Raw genomic sequence first — 26,399 nt, 5'->3', positions numbered from 1 at the left:
CCGCGCCGGAGGGCGGGGTTTCCGGCGGCTGCGGCGACCTGCGTCCCGTGCACTACCGCACCGTCCGGTGGATCAGGCGGGCGAGTTCGGTGACGTACGGTGGCTCGAACAGGGTCAGGTGGTCTCCTTCCAGGACGTGGTGGGTCAGCCCGGCAGGGGCGCAGACGCCGGCCCAGGAGCCGATCGCGGCGCGCCGGAGGTCCGCGTCCTGTTCGCCGGCCTGGACGAGCGTGACCGGGCCGGTGTACCGCGACGGGCGGTAGGCGCGGGCGGCCCGCAGATGAGCGCGGTTGGTACGGCGTCGAAGGTCCAGCCGGAGCAGCTCGGCGGCGCTCATGTCCTCCTCCGCCGCTACCGGACCGGGCTTCTCCCGGTCGTCGGCCTCGTCGGACTCCGGGAGCTGTGCGGAGAGGTAGCTCTCGACGAGGAAGACCATCTCCGCGCGTTCGCCCCGCAGTTCGAGCAGCCGGGCCATTTCGAAGGCCACCAGCCCGCCCATGGACCAGCCCAGCAGCAGGTACGGGCCGGTCGGCGCCACCGCGCGTACGGCCGCCAGATAGCGGGCGGCCAGCTCCTCGACGCTCCGGTCCCCGTGATCGGCACCGTCCGCCGACGTCTGGAGGGCGTACAGCGGGCCGCGCAGCTCCGGGCAGGCGGCGAGATGACGGAAGCCGGTGGCCTCGCCGCCCGCCGGGTGGACGCAGAACAGCGGGGTCCCCTCGGCCCGGGGCCGCAGGGCCGCGATGTCGTCCGGAAGGGCGTGCGGAACGGCGTCGCGCGCCCTGAGCAACCGGGCCAGGTGTTTCGGAGTGGCCGCCCTTTCCGGCGGTCCGGCCCCGTGGTCCGGCCCCTCCGCCGCTTCCGGTTGTGAGAAGAGCACATGGACCGGGAGCTCGGCGTGGAACTCCCCGTTGAGCCGTGCGATCAGCCGTACGGCCAGCAGGGAGTGGCCGCCGAGCGTGAAGAAGTCGTCGTCCGCGCCGACGGGGGCGACGCCGAGCAACTCCTCGAAGATGCGGGCCACGGCGGCCTCCACCGGGTCGGCCGGCGGCGTACCGGCCCCGCCCGCCGACGAGCCCGGGGACCCGGTGGCACCGGCCCGGACGAGGTCTCGCACCGCGGCCTGGTCCACCTTGCCGTTCGGGGTGAGGGGTATCGCCCCGGTCCTGGCATACGCGGTCGGCACCAGCTGGTCCGGCAGCCGCTCGGCCAGGTGGGCGCGCAGGACCCCCGTCGTCGTGGTGTGGACGTCGTCGGTGACGACACAGGCGGCCAGGTGGTCACCGCTTTCCTCGTCCGCGACCAGGACGACGGCGGCGTCCCGCACACCGGGGTGCCGCAGCAGCGCGGCCCGGATCTCCTCGGGCTCGGCCCGTACCCCGTTGACCTTGATCTGGTCGTCCACTCGCCCCAGGTACCGGATCAGTCCGTCCGGGCCGACGCAGGCGAGGTCGCCCGAACGGTAGAGACGGCGGCCGGGTTCCGGTGAGAAGGGGTGCGGTACGAACCGTTCGGCGGTGGCGGCCGGGGCGCCCAGATATCCGCGGGCGAGGCTCGTGCCGCCGATGTAGATCTCACCCGGTACGCCCACGGGCACGGGGGTGAGGTCCTCGTCCAGGACGAGGACCTCGGCGTGGTCCATGGGCCGGCCGATGGGAACGGGGCCGGGGCCGTCGTGGGCGCCCACCTCGTGCACGCACACGCCGACGGTCGTCTCGGTCGGCCCGTACTCGTTGAAGATCCTCGTGCCCGGGGCGTGTGCCGTCCAGACGTCGACCGCGCTCCTGTCGAGGGCCTCACCGCCGAGGACGAGGGAGCCGGTGGTTCCGGTGAGGTCGCGTGGTTCCAGGGACCGGTTGATCACCTCGAGGTGCGACGGGGTCAGCTTGAGCAGGTCCAGGCCGGTTCGGCCGGCCAGGTCCGCGGAGAGGGCGAGGACGTCCCGCCAGGCGGGGTCCAGGAGGACGGGGCGACCGGTGACCAACGGCAGGAACAGACTCGTCACGGTGAGGTCGAAACCGATCGAGGAGTGCGCCATCGCTCCGCCCGCGGCGGAGCGGCCTTCCGCGCCGGCGCCCTGGTCGCCGACGTCGTGGGGGGCGCCTGAAGTGAGGTACGTTCGAGCGCTCCACAGCAGGTAGTCGCAGACGGCCCGGTGGGGCAGCATCACCCCCTTCGGTGTCCCGGAGGAGCCGGAGGTGAACATGATGTACGCGAGGTGGTCCGGGCCTGCCCCGCACGACGGTCCGGGTTCGGCTTGCGCGTCCGTACCGGCGGGCTTCAGGTCACGCAGGTCGAGGCACGCGACCCCCTCGGCCGCCACCGCCTCGTCCGGACGGTCGGTGAGCAGCGTGCGGCATCCGGACCGCTCCAGCAGTTCCCGGATCCGCAGGGGCGGCAGGAGCGGATCGAGCGGCACATAGGTCCCTCCGGCCTTGAGCACGGCCAGCAGGGCCACGACCAGCGCGGCGGACGGGGCCGCCCGCACCGCCACCGGGGTTTCGACGCGGACGCCCCGGGCGCGCAGCACCCCGCTCCACCGGTCGGCCCGCGCGTCGAGTTCCCGGAAGGTCAGCCGGTCGGTTCCGGCCACGACGGCGAGGGCGTCCGGGGACCGTCGGGCCTGCTCCTCGACGAGGCTGTGCAGGCATCGGCCGTCCGTCGGCTCCGGGAGGCGGGCCCGTGGCCGGGCGGCGCCGGCCGCGGGAGGCAGGCCGGCCTCGCGCACGGGGGTGGCGGGCGCGGCCAGCAGCCCGGCGAGCAGTACGGCGTACTGATCGGCGAGCACCCGGATGTAGCCGTCCTCGAACTGGAGGCCGTCGTAGTGCCAGGTCGTGCGGCCTTCCGTCGCGCCCAGGGCGCAGGTCAACCGCAGGGCGTGGGACTCGGTCTCGACGTCGTCCCAGGCCACGGTGAAGGTGACGCCGCCGGTGCGCCGCGGTGCCGGGATGTCCACGCAGACGAAGCCGATGTCGCCTACCGCCTGCTCCACGCCACCGCGGGACGGGGCGTCCGGCTGGGCCTCCTCGGCGTCGGACAGGGCGCGTTCGGCACGGGCGGCGAGGGCGTCGAGGACCAGACCGGGGTCGATCCGCGCGGTGATCCGCGCCCACTCGGCGAAGTGGCCGAGGGCGGTGGCCGTCTCCTCGAACTCCCGGCCGCCGAGCAGCACGTCGACGGTGAGGTCGCGCTGTCCGCCGATCCTGGCCAGCAGCGTCTGCCAGCAGGCGAGCAGCACGCTCCCCGGCCGCACGCGCCGCCGCCGCGCGTAGTCGTGGACGGCCGTCGTGACGGCCTCCGGCAGGGGCGCGGTGACGGTACGGCGCTCCGGACGGCCGGGGCCGGGAGGCCGGCGCAGCGGCAGGGACAGCCGTGGGGCGGGGCCGCCCGACGATGCCGGGTGCGGTGGTGCCTCGCCGAACTCCTGGTACTGCCACTCGGTGAACTGGCCGTACTGCAGGACCTCGTCGGTGGGCGGTGTGCCCGCGTACCGCTCGGCCAGCTCGTCGACGAGCAGCCGCAGCGCGTGGCCGTCCGCGGCCAGGACGGTGGTGGTGAGCAGCAGCGCGTGCCGCCGTGGGCCGAGGGCGAAGAGGGTGGCCCGCAGCACGGGGTCGTCCGGCCCGCCGTGCGGCTGCTTCCGTCGGGCGCGGACCTCGGCGTCGATCCTGCGGCGGCGCGCCGTCCCGTCCAGGTGGCCCAGCTCCTCATGGGTCCAGCGGGGGCCCGGATGGTCCGCGGCGTGGACGACGAGGAGGGCGGTGCGGGCGCCCGGCACCTGCTGGTAGGCCGAGCGGAGGATCTCGTGCCGGGCGACCGTTTCGTGCAGGGCGACCGTGAGCCGGTCCGTGTCCAGCTCACCGTCGACGGTGACGAGGACCTGTGCCCAGGACGGGCCGCGTGCGGCGAGTGCCCAGAGCCGTCGCTGCCGGAACGACAGCCGGAACCCTTCCACCCTGCGCGTCCGCTCCGCCTCCGCCGTCATCGGTACCTGACCATGTCGCCCATGGCGACGAGCAGTTCGCGCTCGCCGCGGAAGGGGTTGCGGGCATGGGCGGTGAGGATGTTGTCCAGCAGCATCACGTCACCGCGCTCCCAGGGGAAGGAGACCTCCAGCTCCTGGTAGACCCGCAGGATCTCGTGCATCGCCTCGTCGGGTATCTCGGTGCCGTCACCGAACCGGCAGCTGCGCGGAAGTTCCTCCGGAGCCATGGTGGACAGCAGCGACTCCCGTACCTCGGCGGAGAGGCAGGCGGTGTGCCAGTGCTGTGCCTGGTTGAACCAGGACCACTCGCCGGTGCGCGGATGGCGCAGCACGGCGGGCCGTACGGCGGTGGTGCGCAGCCGGTCGTCGTGCCACTCGTGGCGCAGTCCCTGCCGGGCGCAGCGGGCCTCGGCCTCGGCCCGGTCGCGGGTCCGGAAGACGTCCCGCCAGTCGAGGCCGAGTCCGGTGCCGTAGTTGCGGACGTACATGACCCCCTTGGCGGTGAACTCCTCGCGGATCGCCGGGTCCAGCCTCCGGTGGACGGCGCGGCTGTCGACCAGGGGGGTCTCGCCGCCGGAGTCGGCGGCGCGGGCGCAGCAGAACCAGATGCGGGCCGGGCCCTGGTCGTTGAAGGAGTTCTCGTTGTGCCAGAGCAGCTTCTCCTCGGGCGGGAAGAACACCGGCGTGTAGACGTTGCCGCCGAGTGCGGCACGCGGGTGCTCGCCGTTCTCGCCGAAGAGGTCGTCGACGAAGACGGAGGCGAAGCGTTCCAGGGCGGCCGGGTCGGTGACGGCGAAGCCCCGGAACAGCAGGGCGCCGTGCCGTTCCAGCTCGGTGTCGAGCCGGGTCCGGTGCGAGCGGGCCCAGGCCACCAGGTCGACGTCGGGGCGGGCCGGGCGCAGCACGAGCGGCAGGTCGGCTCCGTCCCCCAGCGGCCCCCGTACGATCACCTCGTCCGGGGCCACGGTGACCTTGGTGGGCTTGATCCCGCGCAGGGCGCCGGGGCCGCGCCGCCCGGCCCGGCCCGGCGCGGAACGGGCCGTGGGCGCGGTCCTGGGCAGGGGTGCTCCGGCGATCGAGGCGTCCGGCCGGACGGCCATGTCCGCGGCCAGCGCGACGTACTGCTCGCGCAGTTCCTCCATGGTCGACGCGTCGAAGAGGTCGGGGTCGTAGTTGAGGTACCCGGCGATCCCGTCGTCGTCCTCCTCCAGGACGAGGGTGACGTCGAAGCGGCTGGTGTCGACGAGGTCCACCGGGAACGGGCTCAGCCGCAGGCCGGCCATGGCGTCGGCGGCCCGCCGGTTGCTGTTGAGCACCAGCTTGATCTGGAACAGCGGGCTCTGGTTACGGGTGCGGGGCGGGCTGAGGGCCTTGACGATCTCCTCGAACGGCAGGTCCTGGTGCGCGTAGGCGTCCAGTGCCACGTCCTTGGCGCGTCGCAGCAGCTCGCGCCAGGTCGGGGCGCCGGTGAGGTCGGCGCGCAGCACGATCTGGTTGACGAAGAAGCCGATCAGTGGTTCGGTCCCGAGGTCGGAGCGGCCGGCGACGTCCGAGCCCACGACGAGATCGGTTTCCCCGGTCCGCCGGTTCACCACCGCGTACAGGGCGGCGAGCAGCGCCATGAACAGGGTGCTGTCCTCCGCCCGGCACAGTGCGCGCATCCCGTCCGTGGTCGGGGCCGGGATCCGGAAGCGCAGGCTCTCGCCCCGGTTCTCGGGGTGCGCCGGGCGCGGCCGGTCCAGGGGCAGCCCCGGCAGATCGAGGATGCCCCGCAGGCGCGCCGTCCAGTGGTCCACCAGGCGGTCGAAGTGGCCGGCCTCGGCGAGCCGGCGCTGCCAGAGCGCGTAGTCCGCGTACTGCACGGGCAGTTCGGGCAGGCGGGGCGCTCGGTGCTCGCGGCCCGCCGTGTACAGCTCGGCCAGTTCGTCCATCAGGACGGCGGCCGACCAGCCGTCCACCGTCACGTGATGGGCCGTCAGCAGCAGGACGTGGTCCGCCGCGTCCAGCCGGAGCAGGCCGGTCCGCAGTACCGGCCCGGTGGCCAGGTCGAAGGGCTCGGCGTAGTGTTCCCCGGCCAGCCGTCGCGCCTCCGGTTCCCGTCTCTCCGGCGGGTGGCCGCTCAGGTCGGTGAGCGGGAGCGCGGGCGGCTCGGCGGGCAGTACGGTCTGGAACGGCTGTCCGTCGCGGGCGGTGATCACCGTCCGCAGCACCTCGTGTCGCCGTACGATCTCCGCCAGCGCCCGGCGCAGCAGGCCGACGTCGAGTTCGCCCGTCAGCCGGACGAGGACCGGGAAGTTGTACTGGGCGGTGTCCGGGTTCATCTGGTGGAGGAACCACAGGCGTTCCTGCGCGAAGGAGGCCGGTACGGTCGCGTCCCGTTCGGCGGGGGCCAGTGCGGGCAGCACGGGCCGGTTCTTCTCGACGACCAGGTCGTCGACGAGGGCGGCCAGTGCGCCGAGTGTCGAGGCGTCGAAGGGCCCGCGGATCGGCACCTCCACCTCGAACTCCTCCCGCAGCCGGAAAACGAGCCGGAAGGTGAGCAGGGAGTGCCCGCCGAGGTCGAAGAAGTCGTCCTCGGCGCGGATGCCGTCGCGGCCGAGCAGTTCGCTCCAGATGCCGGCCATCCGCCGCTGTGTGGGCGTGAGTTCGGTCTCCGGCCGTACTCCGTGGTCCCCGGTGCCGTCCTCGTCCCCGGTCATCGGCAGCAGGTCCGTGAGCGCGGCGCGGTCGACCTTGCCGTTGGCGTTGAGCGGGATGCGGCGCAGCACGACGTAGCGGGCGGGGAGGAGGGGGCCGGGCAGGCGTTCCGCGAGCCGGGACTCGATCCCCGGCAGTGCGGCGAGAGCCGCGGGGCGCCACAGCGGTGCGGTGGCGAGCCGGTGCGGCTCCGCGGCGGGGACGACCGGCGGCGGCACCGCCGGCGGTGTTCCCCGGCGGTGCAGCAGCAGGTCGTAGGAGCCGTCGGGTCGTCCCTCGGCCCAGCTCGGTTCGGCTTCGTACCCGTGGCGCCCGGCCAGGCGGCACAGCTCCTCCGGGTCGGCGCCCGGCCGTACGGTGTCCGGCGCCGCGCCGGAGAGCCGGGCCAGCAGCCGCAGGTCCCCCGTCAGCCGGGCGTTGGGGATGCCGCGCAGTACGAGCCGGTCGGGGCGTTCGGTGCCGAGCAGCGCGTCCAGGGCGTCGGCGTCCAGGTCCTCCGTCCGCCAGTCCCGCTCCAGGGGCGCCCCGGCCGGCCCGGCGCCTGGGCCGTCGTCCGGCGTGTGTCCGCCTGCGACGGTGATGACGACGTCGTAGCGGTACCGGGTCAGTTCGTTGTCGGCCGTTCCCCGCTTCGGCAGGACCCTCACCGGGCCGACCCGCGGCCACCGTGCGGTCAGTCCGGCGAAGAACCGGGGGTCGAGGCAGAGTTCGTTCTCGGTCTCCGTTCGCCAGGCGGTCTCGGCGCGCAGGACGGCGTCGGGTGTGCCCGGCTTCGCCCGGTGGGCGGCGACGGAGGCGTGGAAGGCGTCCAGGAGTGTGAGGTTGCGCAGGTCGCCGAGGAAGATCCGGCCGCCGGCGGGCAGCGCGTCGATCGCCCGCTCCAGGACTGCCGACAGGTAGTCCACGGACGGGAAGTACTGGACGACGGAGTTGAGGATCACGGTGTCGTACGTCTCGCCCGGGCGGATCGCGAGATGGGCGGGGTCGGCCCGCAGCCCGATCCGTTCGGGGGCGACGGAGGTGCCGATCGCGGCCCGCAGCCGTTCGACGACCTGCTCGGACAGGTCGACGCCCTGGTAGAAGTCGCAGTCGGGGGCGATGCGGGAGAGGATCAGGCCGGTGCCGCAGCCGATCTCCAGGGCCCGGCTCGGCCGCAGCGCGCGGATGCGGTCGACGGTGGCGTCGAGCCACTCGCGCATCGCGTCGGCCCCGATCGGGTCGCCGGTGTAGCTGCTGTTCCAGCCGGCCAGGTCGAACGACGGGTCGGCGGGGCGCTCCGCGCGGCCGTAGACGTCCTCGTACATCGTCTGCCGGCGGCGCACCCAGTCCGCCTCGGCCGCCGCGTCCAGCGGTGCGCCGGGATCGGTGTCGGGACTCACGAAGGCCACCAGCCGCCGGGACCCGGGGGTGGGGCCGTGCGCGATCACGGCGGCCTCGCGAACGGCCGGGTCCCGGGCCAGCGCGGCGGCGACCTCCTGCGGCTCGACCCGGTGACCGCGTATCTTCACCTGGTCGTCGAGGCGGCCCAGGTACTCCAGGTCTCCGCCGGCCGTCCGGCGCACCCGGTCACCGGTCCGGTACAGACGCCCGCCCGGCTCGCCGCCGAAGGGGTCGGGGACGAAGCGCTCCGCCGTCAGGCCGGGGCGGTTCCAGTAGCCGTGGCAGACGCCCGCCCCGCCGACGTAGAGCTCTCCGGGCGCACCTGGTGGCACCGGGGTCATCGCCTCGTCGAGCACGTACAGCCGCACGTGGTGCACGGGCCTGCCGATCGGCACCCGGCCGAAGCCGCCGGCCGGGTGCGCGCTGTCGTACGCGGCGCAGGCCACGGCGGTCTCCGTGGGGCCGTACTCGTTGACGATCCGGGGCGCTCCGGCACCCGTGCGCCAGGCGGCGAGCTGCTCCTCGTGCAGTTCCTCGCCGCCGACGACCAGGGTGCGGGTCCACTGCGCGGCACGCGCGGGGGCCGTGGAGCTTTCGAGCAACCTCAGGTGCGAGGGGGTGAGCTTGACGAAGGCGAGGCCGGTGTCCGTCTCGGCCGAGGCGCGCAGGGCCTCGCCGGGTGTGCCGGAGTCGTCGGCGAGCAGCAGGCGCCGGCCGGCCAGCAGCGGGGCGAAGAGGCTCGTCACGGTCAGGTCGAAGGAGAGCGAGGAGTGCACGGGGACGGCGCCGTCCGCCCCGGGCGGCAGGTACGTCTCCATCGCCCACAGCAGGTAGTTGGCGACCTGCCGGTGGGAGAGCATGGCGCCCTTGGGCCCGCCGGTCGAGCCGGAGGTGTACATCAGGTACATCAGGTCGTCGGGCCCGCCGTCGCCCTCCGGCGGAGTCCCGGTCGCCTCCCCGGCCACCCGGTCCGGGTCCACCACGACGGTCGGGATGCCCGGGGTGTCCGGGTCCGCCGGTCGTGTGTCGGTGACGAGCAGCGCGGCCCCGCTGTCGTGCAGCATGTGAGCGCGCCGGGCCTGCGGATAGGCCGGGTCGAGGGCCACGTACGCGGCGCCGCTCTTCAGCACGGCGAGCAGCGCGACCACCGCCTCGGGTGTGCGGGGCAGCAGCACCGCGACCACGCGGCCCGGACCGGCGCCGAGACCGCGCAGCCGGTGGGCGAGGCCGTTGGCGCGGCGGTCGAGGTCCCGGAAGGTCAGGTCGGCGCGGCCCGGCGCCGACACGGCCACCGCGTCCGGGACGGTGCGCGCCCGTTCGGCGAAGAGCCTCTCCACGCGCGCGTCCTCGGGGCGGCCGGCGGATGCGCCGTGGCCCTCGCGCAGGAACCGCTCGCTCTCCGCGGCGGTCAGCAGCGGCAGTTCACCGATCCGCGTGTCCGGAGCGGCGGCGACGGCGGCGAGCAGGACACCCAGCGACCGGGTGAGACGCTCACCGGTCGCCGTGTCGAACAGGTCCGTGGCGTGGATGAGCCGGCCCTCCAGCCCGGCGTCGGTCTCCCGGACGTTCAGGTCGAGGTCGAAGCGGGCGGCGTCGTGGTCCAGGTGGTCCAGCGGAAGGAGACCGATCCCGCCCGGCAGGGTGCGCACCGGACGCGACGGTGTGTTGTGCAGGGTGAAGTTGACCTGGTAGATGGGGTTCCGGCCGGGGCCGCGCTCCGGGTGCAGTCGCCGCGCGACCAGGTCGAGGGGCACGTCCTGGTTCTCGTACGCTTCCAGGCACGTCGTGCGGACCTCGGCGAGGATGTCCTCGAAGGACGCCTGCGGTGCGACCCGCGTGCGCAGCGGGACCGAGTTGGCGAAGAAGCCCACCAGGTCGTGGAAGCCGCGGTAGCGCCGGTTGGCGAGCGGGGTGCCGACCACCACGTCGTCGTGGCCGCCGTACCGGGCGAGGACGATCTGGAACGCCGCGAGCAGCACCATGAACAGGGTGCTGCCGGTGCGCGCGGAGATCTCCCGCAACTCGTCGGTCACGGGTGCGGGAACGGTGAACACCGTTGACCCGGCACGTCCCCGGGGGTGCTCGGGCCGGGGGCGGTCGGCGGGCAGTGGCATCGGGTCCGGGGCGCCGGCCAGCCGGCGTTCCCAGTAGTCCAACTGGGCGGCGGCCTCGGCTCCTTCGGCCCACTCGTGCTGCCAGCGGGCGTACTCGGCGTACTGCACCGTGTGGGCGGGCGGTTCGGGCGTCCGCCCGTCCAGGCGCGCCCCGTACGCGGTGCCCAGGTCGCGCAGGAGGATGTCCAGGGACCAGCCGTCGACGACCGCGTGGTGGAAGGTGAGCACCAGGACCGCGTCGTCGGCGGCGAGGCGGAGCAGCCGGAACCGCAGCAGCGGTCCCTCGGCCAGGTCGAACCGTTTCCCGGCGTCCGCCCGCGCGAGGCGCTCGGCCTCCGCCTGCCGGTCGTGCCGGGGCAGCGCGGACAGGTCGACGACGGGCAGCGCGCGATGCCGGTGCGGCAGGACCCGCTGCACGGTACGGCCGTCCCGGACCGGGAGGACGGTGCGCAGGACGGCGTGGTGGCGCAGCAGGTCGTTGAGGGCCGCTTCGAGGGCGGTGTCGTCCAGCGGTCCGGTGAGGCGGTGCACGACGGGGCTGTGGTAGGCCGGGCTGTCCGGATCCAGCCCGGCCAGGAACGCCATCCTGCGCTGGGTGAAGGACGCGGGGGCCTCCCCGTCGTCGTCCAGGGCGGGCAGTCCGGTCGGGGCGCCCTTCTCCCACAGGCGCTGCCGCAGCAGGGCCCGCTGCCCGGCGGGGAGGCGTTCGATCCTGTCCCGCAGGTCCGCGTCCATCCCGTCGTCCGTCGTCGTGGTGCGTTTCATGTGGCTTCCCCCGCTCGTCCCTCGGCGCGCCGGGACTCGGCGAGCCGCTCCAGTTCGGCCACCAGGCCGTCGAGTCGTTCCGAGTCGTCGTCCGCTCGCCCGTGCTCCGGTACGACCGCCGCCTCGCCGGCGGCCCGCTCGACCTCGGCGGCGAGACCGGCCAGGGTCGGCACGTCGAACAGGGTGCGCAACGGCAGCGCCACCCCGAGTCGTTCGCGGACCGCGGTGCGCACCACCGAGGCCAGCAGTGAGTGACCGCCGATGAGGAAGAAGCTGTCGTGCACCCCGAAGGACCGCACGTGCAGGGCATCCGCCCAGATCTCCCACAGGACGCGCTCCGTGGCCGTCCTCGGCGGCACGGTGACGGCGTCCGGCGGGCCGGCCGCGCCCTCGGCGATGCCGGGCAGCGCCCGTGCGTCGATCTTCCCGCTGGGCGTCGTGGGCAGCTCGTCGAGGAGGACGACATGGCCGGGCACCATGTGCGACGGCAGCCGGTCCCGCAGCCCGCCCAGCAGCTCCGGTGGGGACGGCCGGCGCCCCGGCCCGGGGACGACGTAGGCGACGAGCCGCCGGTCCCCGGCGACGTCGACCGCCCGCACGGTGCATTCGCGCACGCCGTCGTCCGCCAGCAGCGCTGCCTCGACCTCCCCCGGCTCGATGCGGTAGCCCCGGATCTTCACCTGCTGGTCGGCCCGGCCGAGGAAGTCCAGCGCCCCGTCCGGGAGCCTTCGCACCAGGTCGCCGGTGCGGTACATCAGCGCCCCCGGCCCGGAGGCGAACGGATCCGGCAGGAAGCGCTCCGCGGTGTGGGCCGGGCGGCCCAGATAGCCGCGGGCGACCCCCAGCCCGCCGACGTACAACTCGCCGGTCACCCCGATCGGCACCGGGTTCAGCTCCTGGTCCAGCACGTGCAGCGTGGTGTTGGTGAGGGCGGAGCCGATGGGCACGCTCGGGGTGTCCTCGTCCGGCCGGTCCACCAGGTGGGTCGTGGAGAACGTCGCGTTCTCGCTCGGGCCGTACCCGTTGTGGAGGTGCTCGGGCGGCGCGCCGCCGCGCAGCACCGCGCGCGTGCGGCGGGGGTCCATCACCTCTCCGACGACGAAGAGGTGGCGCAGTCCGCCGAAGGCCCTCGGATCGATGTCGGCCACCCGGTTGAAGAGGGTGCCGGTGAGGGCGACGATCGTCGGCCGCAGCTCACGCAGCGCGGTCAGCACCTCGTCGGGTCCGAGGGGTTCGTCGCCGGGCAGCACTTTCACCCGGGCGCCGTTGCACAGCGCTCCCCACACCTCGAAGGCGGTGATGTCGAAGGCCGGGTCGCCGAGGTGCAGCAGGACGTCGCCCGGGCCGATGGACACGTAGTCGGTCGCGGTGATCAGCCGTACGACGGCCCGGTGGGGTATCCCGACGGCCTTGGGCCGCCCGGTCGACCCGGAGGTGTGCACCACGGCGGCCAGCCCGACGGGGTGGGAGCGGAACCGCGGGAGCGGGCCGACGCGGCGGCGTCCGACGTGCTCCGGGCCGTCTGCCGCGGGCATGTCGGGCGCCGGGCCGGCGGCCGGGGGCTCCCCCCGCCCCGGGCCGGTGGCGGCGGCCGGGGCGGGTGCGGGCCCGGGTGCGGCAGGCGTGCCGGGTTCCCGGTCGGCCGGTGCCGGCCCCTGTCCCCGCCGAGCGGTCGGATCGGCGCCGTCGTGCTCCGCGTCGGCGAGTCGCAGTACGGGTACGCCCAGGCCGTACAGCCAGGCGGGGGGTTCGGCGCGGCTGAGGACGGCCGAGATCGCGGCGTCGCCGGCCATGGACCGCAGTCGTTCCCCGGGCTGGCCGGGGTCGAGGACGAGGGGGGCGCCGCCTGCCAGGAGCACCCCCAGCATGCCCGTGACCAGGTCGGCGGAGCGCCGCATGTGCAAGGCGACGGCGGAGTCCGGGGTGACGCCGGCCGCGATCAGGGTCCGTCCGACGCGGTCGGCCCGTTCCAGCAGCCGGGCGTACGTCCAGGTGCCCGTGCGGTCGGTGAGGGCGACGGCTCGCGGGGTGCGTTCCGCCCACCCGAGGAACAGGCCGTCCACGGTGGCCGGTTCGGGCAGGGGACGGTCGGTGGCGTTCCAGGCGTCGATCCGGGCCCGCTCCTCGGGCGACAGCAGCGGGATCTCCCCGATCCGGCGGTCGGGGGTCTCGGCGAGGGCGGTGAGCAGGCCGCGGAAGGCGGTCGCCATGCGGTCGGCCGATTCCGGCAGCCACAGGTCGGACGCGAGGCGCAACTCGGCCTCGAAGCCGCCCCGCCCGTCGTCGTCATCGGTCACCGTGCACCGCAGGTCGTAGGGGATGGTCGCGTCGTCCAGGGTGAGTGGGGCCGTGGTGAGCCCCGCCGCGGTGAAGCCCGTACGCCGCTCCCCCGTCACGGCGAAGACCGCCTGGCAGAGCGGGTGGCGGCTCAGGTTCCGCTCGTGATCGAAGAGTTGGACGAGCCGTCCGAAGGGGACGTCGGCGTGCCGCGCCGCCTCGTCCCGGGCGCGTGCGACGCGACGCACCGCTTCCCGCAAGGAGGGACGGCCGGACAGATCGATGCGCAACAGGAGCAGATCCTCGTAGGGCCCGAACGCCGTCCTCGCGGACTCCGGCGGACGACGGTCCACGGGGGTCCCGAACACCACGTCGTGCCGGCTCGTCCAGCGTGCCAGCAGCACGGCGAAGGCGACCGCCGGCACCGTCGACGCCGGTACGCCTTCCTCGCGGGCGAGCCGCCGCAGGGCCTTGGTGCGCCGGGCGTCGAGGAGCAGCCGTCGGCCCGTCGCCCGGTGGGTCGGCGTCCTCGGCCGGGTCCGGTCGAGCGGCAGGTCGAGCGGCGGGCGATCCGCCAGCCGCCGCTCCCAGTACGCCAGTCCCTCGCCCCGGGTGTCCGGGTCCGGGGCCGGCCGGTGCGGGGGCGGGAGCGGGAGCCGCGCCGGGTCCGCGCCCGATGCCGTGTAACGGTCGGCGAGTTCGTGCTCCAGCACCGTGAGCGAGGCCCGGTCGGCGACGATGCGGTGCGCGGTGAGCAGCAGCACGTGCCGCTCCTCGCCGGTTCGCACCAGGGTGGCGCGCAGGCCTGGCCCGCGGTCGAGGGCGAAGGGCCGGGCGCTCTCCTCGGCGAGCACACTCCGCAGCCGCGCCTCCGGCTCGGATGCGCCCCGGAGGTCCGTCCCCGTCGAGCCTCCCCCGGGTCCTTCGAGGTCCAGCCGCCGCAGCGGCACCTCGGCCGTCGCACGGACGGTACGGCGCGGTCCGTCCCCGTGATCGTCGAAGGTGCTGCGGAGCAGCTCGTGGCGGGAGGCGCAGTCCCGCAGGGCGGACGCCAGCCGGACGGCGTCGAGCGGGCCCTCGACGAGGGTGGCGGCGGACACGTGGTGGACCGGCGCGGCGAAGGCGATCCGCTCCAGGTACCAGAGCCTTTCCTGGCCGTGGGAGAGCGGCAGCCGGGGCGTCCCCGCCGAGCGGGCCGTCGGTCGTGTTTCCAGGTCGTCGTGCACGATGGCCTCCCCTGGTTCGCGGTACGGCGGGCGCGGGTGGCGGGCCGGGAGTCAGCCCGCCCGGTCGGCACCCTCCGCCACCGGCCCGTCCTGTCCGCTCCGCCCGTCCTGGGCGTCCTGTTCGCCCGCCTTCATACGACGGCGCAGGCTCAGCGGGCGCATGTCGGTCCACACGTGCTCGATGTGAGCGAGGCAGTCGGGCTTCGGGCCGGTCCTGCCCGCGTCCGACCACCCTGGCGGGTTCTCCCGGTCGGCGGGCCAGATGGAGTACTGCTCCTCGTGGTTGACCACGACCTTGTACAGCCGGTCGTCATCGTCGGGCTTCGGCGTCATCCCCGTGACTCTCCTCTCGTGGTGGCTGCGTATCGGCGGGTCCCGTCCGCGGGAGCCGTACGGCGGTCCGCTCCGGGTGGCGCTGCCGAATGGGAGTGAAGGCGGCGGCCACGACCACGATCAGGAAGACGGCGGCCACCGCGGTCAGTGGCCCGCGTGTCCCCAGCCGGCCGACCAGGGCGGTGAGCAGGGCCGCGCCGAGGGGCGCGAGGCTGCCGTGGATCGTCCAGAACGCGGAGGTGACCCGGCCGAGCAGATGGTCGGGCGTGACCTGTTGGCGCAGGGACATCGAGCAGACGCCCGCCAGCGCCATGCCGAAGGAGTACAGACAGATCGTCACGGCCGCCACCGACACGTACCCGGTGTCGCCCAGCACCAGCACCGACACCGCGCACAGACTCATCGCGCCGAGCCAGCAGGGGCCGAAACCCCAGGTGCGGCGCAGCCTGGCGGTCGCGGCGGCGGCCACGCAGGTGCCGAGCCCGGCCAGCGCGAGCACGTAGCCCACCGTGCGCTCGTCCTGCCCGAGGCCGTGCCGCAGGTGGTAGATGAACACGTCGGTCATGCCCAGGCTGAGGAAGGTGGTGACGGTCAGCAGCACGGTGAGGGCCCGCAGCACCGGGGTGCGCCACAGGAACGCCGCGCCGACCCGGAAGCCGGAGCGCAGGTCACGGGCCCGGGCCGCCTTGCTCTCGGTGTCGTGGGCCGGCGGCCGCGCGACGGGCCTGAACCTGATGAACACCAGGCCCACCAGGGAGATGCCGAAGCTGCCCGCGTTGATGGCGACGGCGGCCGTCGGCCCGAAGAACCCGGCCACCACACCGGCCAGGGCGGGGCCGGCGATGTACGCGATCGCGTTCGTCGCCTCCAGCCGGCCGTTCGCCGCGACGATCTGCTCCTTGTCGACGAGGTTCGCGACGGCGGTGACGTATGTGATCTTGAACAGCATCTCGAAGACCGAGGCGAGCGCCATGACCACGTACAGCAGCCAGATCTGGGGGCTCAGGGCCCAGCAGACCGGGATCGCGCCGTACAGCACCAGCCTGGCGGCATCGCACAGCATCAGCAGGCGCCGCCGGTCGAAGCGGTCGGCCCAGGCCCCGCCGACCAGACCGACGAGCAGCGAGGTGGCACCGGCGACGCCCGTGAGCAACCCCATCTGCGCCGCCGACCCGGTGGTGTGCAGCACCAGCAGCGGAAGCGCCACCAGGGAGAACGCGTTGCCGACCTCGGACAGCGCCTGGACCGCCCAGAAGACGGAGAAGTCCCGGTTGGACCAGAGCGAACGTGCGAACATGCGAGGGTCTTCCGTCCTGGGGCTAACGGTCGGGGGTGTACGGCTCCGCCATGGCGACCGCGATCCGGCGGGGTCCCGTGAACGGCTCCCGGCCGTGCGAGACCAGCATGTTGTCGATCACCAGGACGTCGTCCGCACGGTAGTCGAAGCGGGTCGCCGCGGCTCGGTAACAGGCCCGGAGATGGTCCATGACGGTGTCCGGGATCGGTCCGCCGTCGCCGTAGCGGGTCTGGCTGGGGAGGTTCTCCTCTCCCAGCATCTCCAGCAGCCCGAGCCGGACCGGCTCCGGCAGCGTGGTGACGTGGAAGACGGTCGCGTGGTTGAACCACACCGGCTCGCCTGTCACCGGATGCCGGTGCACGGCCTCCCGTACCGCCCGGGTGCGCAGCCCGCCGCCGGAGAGCCACTGCGCCTCGATGCCCCGCTCCCGGCAGTACCGCTCGACCTCCGCGCGGTCCTCGGTGGCGAACGCCTCCTGCCACGGCAGGCCGACCAGGTCGCCGTAGTTGCGTACGACCATCCAGCCTCGCCGGTCGAACTCCCGGCGCACCTCGTCGTCGACGGCGGCCAGTACCCGCCTGGTGTCGGCCAGCGGGGTGGCGCCCAGGGTCGACGGCGGGCGCACACAGTGGAAGTACAGGGTCAGCGGCCAACTCGACTGGTACGAGTTCTCGTTGTGCAGGAAGATCGGCTCACCGGGCGGGTAGTCGGTGGACGTGTAGACGTTCCCCTTGATCACGCTCCGGGGGGAGGAACGCTCGGTGTACGGCAGCGGCTCGCCGGAGAGCGTGCGGACGATGTCCGTGAAGCCGTCGGCGCCCCCGATGTCGAAGCCGCGCAGCAGCAGCGCACCCCGTGCACGCAACACGGCCCGGAGCTCCTCCCGCCTAGCACGCAGCGGTTCGACGGCAGACTCGCCGTGCCCCTCCACGACCAGCGGGAGCACCGGGGTGGTCTCGACCGTCATCGAGGTGCCTCCGACAACAGCGGCAGCAGCCGCCGGGCGCCCACCGTGGCGGACTCCTCCCGGGCGGGTTCCTCGATCTCGCCGTCCGCTCCGGTCAGCACCAGGCTCATCACCCGGCCGTTCTCCGCGAAGAGGAACCGCTGTCCGGTGAGCGTGTCCAGGCGCCACCGCAGGTCGTCCGGACCCTCCGGCCAGTCCCGGGCCAGTTGTTCGGGCTTGGCCGGCGAGGACAGCCGACGCAGCAGCCGGCCGGTCACCGCGTCGACCGGGTGCGACCGGAGAGTCCCGGAACGGGAGTCACGGACCGTGAGCCGGCCGTCGTCGTCGGCGACCAGCCGCAGTTCGCGACGGGCCGCTCCGTCCTCCCCGGACCAGGCCGCACGCCACTGGGTGACCAGCCCGCTCAACTCGTCGTGCCACTCGACCGCGTCGAGCATGTACGGCGCCAGGTTCTGGTCGGCGAAGAAGTACGCGAGATCGGTCAGCGCCGACTCGTCGAAGGGATACGTGAGGGAGTAGTAGTCCACCGGCTTGAGGGCTAGCCCGTACTCGTCGCTCCGCTTGAAGTAGGGGCTGAAGCGGTCGAAGCGCACCATGTACACGCCGTGCGGCGGCACCAGGTGGACGAAGTCGCGCAGTTCCTCCGCGTACTTGCGGTAGACCGCCGGGTCCTCCCCGGGGAAGCCGATCAGCAGGTTCCACTCGGGCTTGATCCCGAACTCCTCGCAGTTCTTGAGGAACTGCAGGTTCTGGAACGCGGTCGTGCCCTTGCCCATCAGTGTGAGGGTGGAGGAGGCCAGCGCCTCGATGCCGGGCTGGACGACGGTGACGCCCGCGTCCGTCATGGCACGCAGGTCCTGACGGCTCAGCGGGAGCTTGACCTCGTAGAAGATCTCCGTCCCCGGCGGCGGATCGAGCCGGGGGAAGACCTCGCGGGAGTAATTGCGGGGCATGACATTGTCCGTACAGAAGAACAAGGCGTAGGTGGGCGCGAAGCCGAACAGCCACTCGAACTGCCGGACGGCAAGGTCCGGAGCCATGGCCCGAAAAGCCATGCTTTCGCCGTTCAGCCCGCAGAACGTGCAGTGCGAACGCTGTCCCCACCAGCAGCCGCGGGACGTCTCGAAGAACAGCATGGGTTTACTGGTCCCCGTGCGGCGCAGTTCCGGATGACCCTCCAGCGCCTCGAAGAAACTGCCGTAGTCGGGAAGGAAGAAGTCGTCGATATCGCGTTCCGCGCCGATGGCCCTGCGGAAGCGCGGGTCTCGGCAGTTCCGCTCGGAAAGGATTCCCGGAACGGCATCGGCGCGCTCCGGGTCACCGTCGAGGACACACCGCAGGAATTCACCGAAGGTGTTCAGCGCGGGCCCGGAGAAGACGAAGTCGACGGCCGGCACGTGCTCGGCGACCACCGATCCCATCGGCGCCTCGCAGTTCGCCCCGCCCAGCACGACGAGCGTCCGCGGGCTGCGCTCCTTGATCAGCCGCGCCAGGGCGATGCTCGGCACATGCTGGGCGAACATCGAGCTGAACCCCACGATGTCGGCCTCGTCGAGCCGGTAGCGGTCGATCAGTTCCGCACAGAATTCCCGCAGGCCGTCCCGCGCCGACAGGATCTGCTCGCGGAAGTCGGCCCATCGGGCACCCCGGTAGTAGCGCTGGAAGTACTCGGTGGCGGTGTCGGACTCGTCCGGAAAGGCGATGTGCCGGAACAGCCAGTCCCCGATCCCCGTGTCCACATGATCGTGACTCACGGAGAGTGCCTCGTACAGACGTGTCCCGAAGAACTCGGCCATGTCCTGGTTGAGATAGCACACGCGCGCTCGCGCCCGGTCGTCGAAATCCCGGCGCACGAGAGTCGACAACTGCCCCAGGGCGAATGACGGACGATTCCAGTCGGCAAATGGCATGTTCACCAAAGCGACATGCAGCAACTGCGGCCTCCCCGTGATCATTCGTTGGGAGTCTAGTGCAGCATGGCTTGAATCGGCAGGGCTGTTCAGGCCAACGGAATTTCCCACGGACACCGGCTGAGGCGCGGATGGACCCGGGATCTTTTCCCGCTGCCGCACGGGTGCGTTCGCCGTGGTCCAACGGGTGTTCGCCGAAGACTCCGCGGGTTCGGCGGCCGCTCCTCACGCGGGACCACATGGTCGGGGCCGGGGGATGATCCGGCCAAGCGCGACGAACACGTGCGCCGGCGGCCGGGAGGTCCGACCGCCGGACAGCACGCCGTACGGGACCGCGCGCGGGAACGGGCTCCACCGGCCGGGGCGCGGGGGGGGACTGCCCGGTGGAGCCCGGCCGCTACCGCGTCAGCAGCTTCTCCAGGACGTCCGCCCCCTTTGCCGCGCCGCCCGCCCCGCGCACGATCCGGCTCAGGGCCGCCGCCCGGGGACGGCAGGACCGGACCTCGCGGACGGCGTCGCGCAGGCCCCGCACGGTCGGCTCGGCGAGCGTCCTGCCGACCCGCAGCTCCTCCGCCCGCCGGGCGACCGCCCGCTGTTCCGGGATCTGCGGCACCGCCACGAAGGGCACCCCGTGGTAGAGGGACTCCATCGCCGAGTTCATCCCGGCGTGGCTCAGGAACACCTCGGTGTGCCGCAGCACCGCCACCTGCGGCACGTGCGCGTGCACCTCGACGTTCGCCGGGATCGGGCCCAGCGACTCCCGGTCCAGGCCGCCCACCGCCATGACGACCTGCCAGTCGCTGTCCCCGAACGCCTCGACGCAGGTCCGGTAGAACTCGGGCCGGTCGTTGAAGACGGTTCCCAGCGATATCAGCAGCACCGGGGCCCGCGACCGGGGGCTCCACTCCTCGGCGGTCTGCCGGCCGCTCAGCGACGGGCCGACGAAGTGGAAGCGCTCGTCGAAGGTCTCCCCCGCCATCTGGAACTCGCGGGGGACGAACACCAGGTTCGTCGGGGCCACGTGGCCGAACATCAGGTTCGGGTTCTCGAGGAAGGTGTGGCCCTGCGCGAACTTCCCCATCTCCTGGACCGCGGCCACCAGCCGGGGGTCGGTGTGGTCGAAGTCGGCCGGCAGGTACACCTGCGCCGCCGAGAAGGACTCGTTCTCCGCGAAGGTCGGCACCAGGGAGACCTCCCGCACGGCGAGCAGGTTCGCCAGCATCCTCCCGGTGAAGGTCACCGAGTCGTAGCACACCGCGTCCGGCGGGTCGGCCGTGAAGTGCTCGGCCAGGACGGGGAAGGAGGCACGCGCGTCGTCGAGGTAGTACTCCATCGTCACGGCGAGCTGTTCCGCCGTGAACTCGCCCCGCGCCGCCATGCCGGGCGGCAGTTGCGAGGGCAGGGTCACCGGCGACGCCCCGGCGGCGACGGGGCCGTCCATGGTGGCCGGTCCCGTGGCGTAGCTGACCCGGTGACCGCGCCGGACCAGCTCCTCGACCAGCGGCAGGGTCGGGTTCACGTGCCCGGACGCCGGCGCGCTCACGAAGGCGAGATGGGCCATCAGCTCTCCTCCAGGATGACCGGCAGGGTCTTGTGTCCGTTGGTGAAGAAGGAACCCAGCGGCTCCAGTTCGGACGACGGGACGGCCAGCCGCAGCCGGGGGAACCGGGTGAACAGCGCGGACAGCGCGGTCGTCGCCTCCAGCTTCGCCAGGGGGCTGCCGAGGCAGAAGTGCACGCCGTGCCCGAAGGTGAGGTGGTCGGCCCGCGACGGCCGGGTGACGTCGAAGCCGTCCGCGTCGGCCCCGTGCTGAGCCGGGTCGCGGCCGGCCGCGCCGTAGGACAGCAGGATCGCCTCGCCCTTGCGGATCCGCACGCCGTCCACGGAGATGTCCTCCACGGCGTACCGCAGCGGCAGGTTCGGGACCGGCGCCTGCCAGCGCAGGGTCTCGTCCACCACGTCCTCCCACGTGCTGGTCCCGGACCGGACCAGGGCGAGCTGAGACGGGTGCGTGGCCAGCGCGTGGACGGCGTGGTCGAGCAGGTTGACCGTCGTCTCGAAGCCGGCGGAGATGGTCAGCAGCAGGGTGTCCAGCAGTTCCCGCTCGGACAGTCGTGTGCCGTCCGCCTCCTGCGCGGCGATCAGGTCGCTGGTCATGTCGTCGCCGGGGTCGCGCCGTTTGGCGGCCGCGAGGTCCTTGAGCAGCATGTACAGCTCGCCGGAGGCGGCCTGCACGCCCGCCGGGTCCGCGTCGAGGCTGAACACCGCGTCCACCAGCCGCCGCAGGTCCGCGCCCGTCCGCGCGGTCACCCCGAACAGTCCGGTGATGACCTGGATCGGCAGCGGGAACGCGAACCGTGCCCGCAGGTCGACCGCCTGCCCCGGCGGCACCGCGGCCAGGTCGGCGATCAGACCGGCCGTGATCTCCTCGACGCGCGGCCGCATCGCCTCGATGCGGCGCGGGGTGAACGCCTTGGCCACCAGGCTGCGCAGTCTGGTGTGGTCGGCCCCGTAGGCGGTGAACATGTTCTGCATCGCGACCCACATGATCAGCGGCCAGTCCGGCGGGATGTCGCCGTCGCGCCACATGGGCCAGTGCTTGTTCGCGTCCTTGGAGACCTTCGGGTCGAGCAGCAGCTTCTTCGCCAGGTCGTGGTCGGTGACGGCCCAGGCCGACACGCCACCGGGCAGTTCGACGGGCGTGGCCGGGCCCCGCTCGCGCAGGGCAGCGGCCTCGCCGAAGATGTCGCCGCCCGAGGGGTCGATGACATACGCGTCGGCGGGCGGGGCCTGCGCGCGCACCGGCTCGGTGAAGACGGTGGCCGTACGGGGCTTGGGCTGCTCGGTGACCTCCAGCAGGGACGCGGTGAACCGCGAGCCCATGCCGAGGCCGATCGACATGATGGTGTCGCCGGGCTTGAGGGTCTCGTCGTGCAGCAGGTGGTCCATGCCGAGCAGTTGGTCGCACGGCCCGACGTGGCCGAGTTCGCGCAGCATCGGCCAGGTGGTGCGGCCCAGGTCGATGCCGAGCGGCTCCAGCACGACGACCTCCAGTTGGGCCAGGCCCAGACCGGTGACGACGAACCTGGTGATGTCGGCGAGGCTGACGCCGGCCTCCTTGGCGGCCTGCTCGACCGCGGTGACCAGCGCCCCGCTCATCAGCGTCAGATACGGGGCCAGGCCGGTGACCTCGATCGGCGTACGGTTGCGGTGGCCCTCGGGGTCCGGGATCGTCGGGGTGGCGAGGACCTCCATCTGGGTCGCGGAGCTGTTGGCGGTCGCGACCAGCCGCGCCCGGCCGCCCTCGCGGTTGAGCACGGCCGCGACCGCGCCGTCGGCCAGGAAGATGCCGATGGTGGGCTGCCAGCGTTCCCAGCGCGGCGGCAGGAACCGGGCGGTGGCCGTGACCAGGGTCGCGGTCGCGGCCGGGTCGGCCACCAGGTGCGCGGCGGCGGACTGCAGCGCGGCCGAGCCGCCGTTGCTGGTCGCCTCGACCTCGTAGACGAGGGCGTGGCCGAGGCCGAGGACGCGCTGCAGGTGGCAGGAGGACGCCATGTGGTCCTGGTGGTCCATCTGGGCGTAGGCGGCCATGGAGATGTCGGCGCCGCTGAGGCCGGACTCGCGCAGGGCTCCGATCGCCGCGTGCACGGCCATCGCGTGCTCGGTGACGTCGTCGGAGCGGGTGAACGACACGAAGTCCGACAGCGCGAGCAGCCGCCGCATGGTCTCGGTGTCCGGCACGGCCTGCGTCGCGGGCGTGCGGGGCGGCAGGTACCGCCCCGTTCCGCCGATGTAGACGTTGTCCCAGATCATGCATCGTCCTTTCCCCTGAGTGCGGACAACCCGGCCCCGTATCCGCTGAAGTCGAGGAGCCACGTGCTGATGGCCAGCGCCGTGGCCGCGGAGTGCTCCTCCAGTACGGTGAAGTGGTCGCCCGAGACGGTGAGCACCTCCTGGGCGGTGGTGGACAGCCGGGGATACGAGCGCTTCCCCGTGCCCACCAGCAGCACCGGCGCGGTGACGGGCTCCGGGGCGCCGGCCAGATCGAGGTAGCGGCCCATGGCCACCAGCCGGTCGTCGTCGACCGGCTGGACCTGGTGGCCGGCGTCGAGCATGCCGGTGAGCACACCCGGCAGGTCCTCGGGGTAGCCGTCGATCAGCACCACGGCGCTGGGCCGGGCTCCCCGCCGCTCCAGTTCTCCGGCGGTCGCCAGCGCCAGCCACGCGCCCACCGAACGGCCGACCAGCACCGGCGCGGCGACGGCCGACGCGGCCTCGGCGAGTGCCTGGACCAGGACGTCGGCGTCCGCGGGCAGCGGGTCGCCGGCGAAGCCCGGCAGGGTGACCGCCGTGACGTCGCGGGCGGCCTCCAGCGCCGCGGCGAAGCGCCCGTACTCCTCGATGCCGCCGGACGCCAGCGCGGACGGCAGGCAGACCAGCGACGGCTGGAGGAAGCCGGTCGCGAGTGCGGCCACCTCGGCCTTCGGCGCGTCGGTGGCCGGGCTCAGCCGGGACGCCGTGGCCAGCAGGTCGAGGCCGTCCTGCGCGCGGCCGACGTCGACGGCCTTGCGCAGCAGGCGCTCCATCGGCCCGGCGACCCGGTTCTCCGGCGAGCACAGCTGCCCGTAGAGGTGGTTGACGAGCTGCTCGGGCGTCGGGAAGTCGAAGACGAGGGTCGCCGGGAGCTGGAGCCCGGTGGCCGCGTTGAGCCGGTTGCGCAGCTCGATGGCGGTCAGCGAGTCGACGCCGTGGTCGCGGAACAGCCGGCGCGGGTCGTCGATCCCACCGGGGGCCATCCCGAGGATGCTGGCGCTGTGCGTGACGACCAGGTCGAGCAGCAGGGCGCGCTGCTCGGGCTCGGGCAGGGCTTCGAGCCTGGCCCGCAGGTCGCCGGGGCCGGCCGCCGGGGCCGGCGCGCGCCGCGGCCGGGCGAGTCCGCGCAGCAGCGCGGGCGGAGTGTCGATCGCCGCGAGGTCGAGGCGGACCGGCACCAGTGCCGGGCGTTCGCCGGCCAGGGCGGTGTCCAACAGGTCGAGGGCGTGCTCGGTGGCCAGCGGCAGCATCCCGGTCCGCGCCAGCCGGCGGCGGTCGGCCTCGGTCAGGTTCCCGGTGATGCCGCTGGACTCGGCCCACTGGCCCCAGGCCAGGGAGGTGGCCGGCAGACCGCGCGCGTGCCGGTGCTCGGCGAGCGCGTCGAGGAACGCGTTCGCGGCGGCGTAGTTGGCCTGCCCGGGGGCGCCGAACACCCCGGACGCCGAGGAGAACAGCACGAACGCCCGCAGGTCCAGGTGCTCGGTGGCCTCGTGCAGGTGCCACGCGGCATCGGCCTTCGCGCGCAGCACCGTGTCGACCTGCTCCGGTGTCATCGATCCCACCACGGCGTCGTCGACGACCCCGGCGGCGTGCACGACGACCCGCAGGTCGGGGACCGAGGCGACGAGGTCCCTCAGTGCCCCGCGGTCACCGGCGTCGCAGGCGACCACGGTGAGGGCGGCGCCCAGTTCCTGCCGGAGTACGGGCGGCTCGACGCCGCGGCGGCCGGCGAGCACCACGTGCGGGGCGCCGTGCCGCGCGACCAGGTGCCGGGCGACCAGGGCGCCGAGGGTGCCGGTGCCGCCGGTGATCAGCACGGTGCCGTCCAGGGGCACGCCGTCCAGGGACCCGGTCGGGGCGGGCGGCCCGGTCGGGGCGGCCGGGGCGGCCGGGGCGGCTCTCACCAGCCTCGGCACGAGGGCGGCTCCGTCGCGCAACCGGATCTCGGGCTCGCCGTCGCGCACGGCGGCGCGCACCGCGGCCGGGACGGCCCGCCGTGAGGCGGCCGTGCCGTCGTGCCGGACGGTCAGGATCCGCCCGGGGTTCTCGCTGTGCGCGCTGCGCAGGAAGCCGCGGGCGGCGGCCGAGGCCAGGTCGTCGCCGGTGAGGACCACGAGCCGGGCCGGCGTGTCGGTGGCCAGGAACTCCCGGACCCTGCCGAGCAGTTCCCGGGTCACCGCGTGGACGGCCGCGACCGGTTCGCCCTCGCCGGCGACCTCGTGGAGGACCGTCTCGGTGTCCGGGCCGTCCGGTGCCGCCAGCGGGGTCCAGTCAACGGCGAACAGCGTGTTCGGCAGGCGCCCGGCCCCGGGACCCGCCGCTTCGACGGGCCGCAGGACGATCTCGTCGATGCTCACGACCGGCGTCCCGGCGGTGTCGGTGATCCGCACCGCGCAGGTGTCCGGCCCGGTCGGGTGCAGCACCACACGGACCGTCGCCGCCGAACCGGTGACCGACACACCGGAGAACGAGAAGGGCAGCCGCGCCGGGCTGCCGCCGGCGCCGCCGTCCTCGCCCGCGAGGCCGGCGAGCAGGGTGAGCGGCTGTATGGCGGCGTCCAGGAGCGCGGGGTGGACGCGGTAACCGGTGAGCTGTGCGGGGTCCGCCGGGAAGCTCACCTCGGCGTGCAGGTCCTCGCCGTGCCGCCGGATGCCGGTGAGCCCCTGGAAGGTCGGCCCGTAGTCGTAGCCGGCTTCGGCGAGCCGGTCGTAGAGCGAGCCGATGTCGATGGGCACGGTCTCGCTGTCGTCCGCCCCGGGCACGGCCGCCCGGTCGGCCCGTGTCGCCCGGTCCGTAGCCGGACCGAGCACGCCGGTCGCGTGGCGGGTCCACTCGTCGGGCTCGGCGGAGGTGCGGGAGTGGACGGTGACGGGCCGGCGTCCGGTGTCGTCGGGCGCGCCGACGGTGACCTGCACGTGCACACCGTCGTGCTCGGACAGCACGAGCGGCGCCTCCAGGACCAGCTCGGACAGTACGGGGCTGGCCGTGTGCTCGCCGGCGTGGACGGCCATGTCCACGAACGCCATCGCGGGCAGCAGCGTGGAACCGAGCACGGTGTGCTCGGCCAGCCACGGGTGGACGGACGCGGAGAGCTTCCCGGTCAGCACCACGCCCTGTCCGACGGGGAGCCTCACCAGGGAGCGCAGCAGCGGATGGTCGGGCGTGTCGAGGCCCTCCGCCGGGGTGGTGGGCTGGAGCCAGTAGTGCTGGTGCTGGAAGGGATACGAAGGCACCCCCGCGCCCGCCCCGGTCTCCGCGATAGTCGGTGGTGTCCAACGCGCGGCGCCGTCCGCCCACAACCGGCCCAATCCCGCGAACAACCGCTCCGGGGAATCAGCACCACGCCGCATCAACCCGTTGCCCACCAGCAGCGGATGCGGACCCACCTCCACCAACCCCGTGACACCCCGGCCCGCCAGCCACTCCAACGCGTCCGCGAACCGCACCGGCTCCCGCGCCTGCCGCACCCAATACGCAGGCTCCCCCATGTCCACCGGACGACCACACACCGTGGACACCACCGGAATCACCGGCTCACCGAACGACAAACCCGCCGCCACCCCACCCAGCTCCTCCAGCACCGGATCCATCCGCGCCGAATGAAACGCACGACCGACCTCCAACCGCCGCACCCG

General features: G+C 73.6%; 10 protein-coding genes. All 10 read right to left on the bottom strand.

Annotation, left to right across the window (positions count from 1 at the left end; translation table 11 throughout):
- Positions 1–52 precede the first annotated feature (52 nt).
- The gene (locus ACZ4K2_RS35240; RefSeq protein ID WP_467480410.1) at positions 53–3,985 is read right to left on the bottom strand and encodes a non-ribosomal peptide synthetase; all 3,933 of its coding nucleotides are present in this window, start codon (positions 3,983–3,985) and stop codon (positions 53–55) included.
- Entirely contained in the window at positions 3,982–10,941 is a 6,960-nt protein-coding gene (locus tag ACZ4K2_RS35235; protein ID WP_467480413.1) for an amino acid adenylation domain-containing protein, read from the bottom strand. Before ACZ4K2_RS35235 ends, ACZ4K2_RS35240 begins: the two co-directional genes overlap by 4 nt.
- Complete coding sequence (locus tag ACZ4K2_RS35230; RefSeq protein WP_467480415.1) at positions 10,938–14,444, bottom strand: non-ribosomal peptide synthetase; 3,507 nt, start codon at positions 14,442–14,444, stop codon at positions 10,938–10,940. The genes ACZ4K2_RS35235 and ACZ4K2_RS35230 overlap by 4 nt, the downstream gene beginning before the upstream one ends.
- Before the next feature lie 51 nt (positions 14,445–14,495).
- A complete protein-coding gene (locus tag ACZ4K2_RS35225) occupies positions 14,496–14,777 on the bottom strand; it encodes an MbtH family protein (protein ID WP_467480417.1) in 282 nt (93 codons plus the stop codon).
- Positions 14,755–16,074, bottom strand: coding sequence for an MFS transporter (locus ACZ4K2_RS35220; RefSeq protein ID WP_467480419.1), 1,320 nt, complete (start codon positions 16,072–16,074; stop codon positions 14,755–14,757). Before ACZ4K2_RS35220 ends, ACZ4K2_RS35225 begins: the two co-directional genes overlap by 23 nt.
- A 22-nt stretch (positions 16,075–16,096) precedes the next feature.
- Positions 16,097–17,041, bottom strand: coding sequence for a TauD/TfdA family dioxygenase (locus ACZ4K2_RS35215; protein WP_467480421.1), 945 nt, complete (start codon positions 17,039–17,041; stop codon positions 16,097–16,099).
- Entirely contained in the window at positions 17,038–18,996 is a 1,959-nt protein-coding gene (locus ACZ4K2_RS35210; protein ID WP_467480423.1) for a RiPP maturation radical SAM C-methyltransferase, read from the bottom strand. Before ACZ4K2_RS35210 ends, ACZ4K2_RS35215 begins: the two co-directional genes overlap by 4 nt.
- Before the next feature lie 352 nt (positions 18,997–19,348).
- Positions 19,349–20,512, bottom strand: a complete 1,164-nt coding sequence (locus ACZ4K2_RS35205) for a macrolide family glycosyltransferase (RefSeq protein WP_467480425.1) — start codon at positions 20,510–20,512, stop codon at positions 19,349–19,351.
- The gene (locus tag ACZ4K2_RS35200; RefSeq protein WP_467480428.1) at positions 20,512–22,764 is read right to left on the bottom strand and encodes a cytochrome P450; all 2,253 of its coding nucleotides are present in this window, start codon (positions 22,762–22,764) and stop codon (positions 20,512–20,514) included. Before ACZ4K2_RS35200 ends, ACZ4K2_RS35205 begins: the two co-directional genes overlap by 1 nt.
- Positions 22,761–25,997, bottom strand: a complete 3,237-nt coding sequence (locus ACZ4K2_RS35195; RefSeq protein WP_467480430.1) for a type I polyketide synthase — start codon at positions 25,995–25,997, stop codon at positions 22,761–22,763. Before ACZ4K2_RS35195 ends, ACZ4K2_RS35200 begins: the two co-directional genes overlap by 4 nt.
- Positions 25,998–26,399: the final 402 nt, after the last annotated feature.

It is taken from the genome of Streptomyces sp. NPDC025833 (assembly GCF_055558055.1).
The sequence above is the reverse complement of the archived record's forward strand: the minus strand, read 5'-3'. Positions and strand labels throughout refer to the sequence as shown.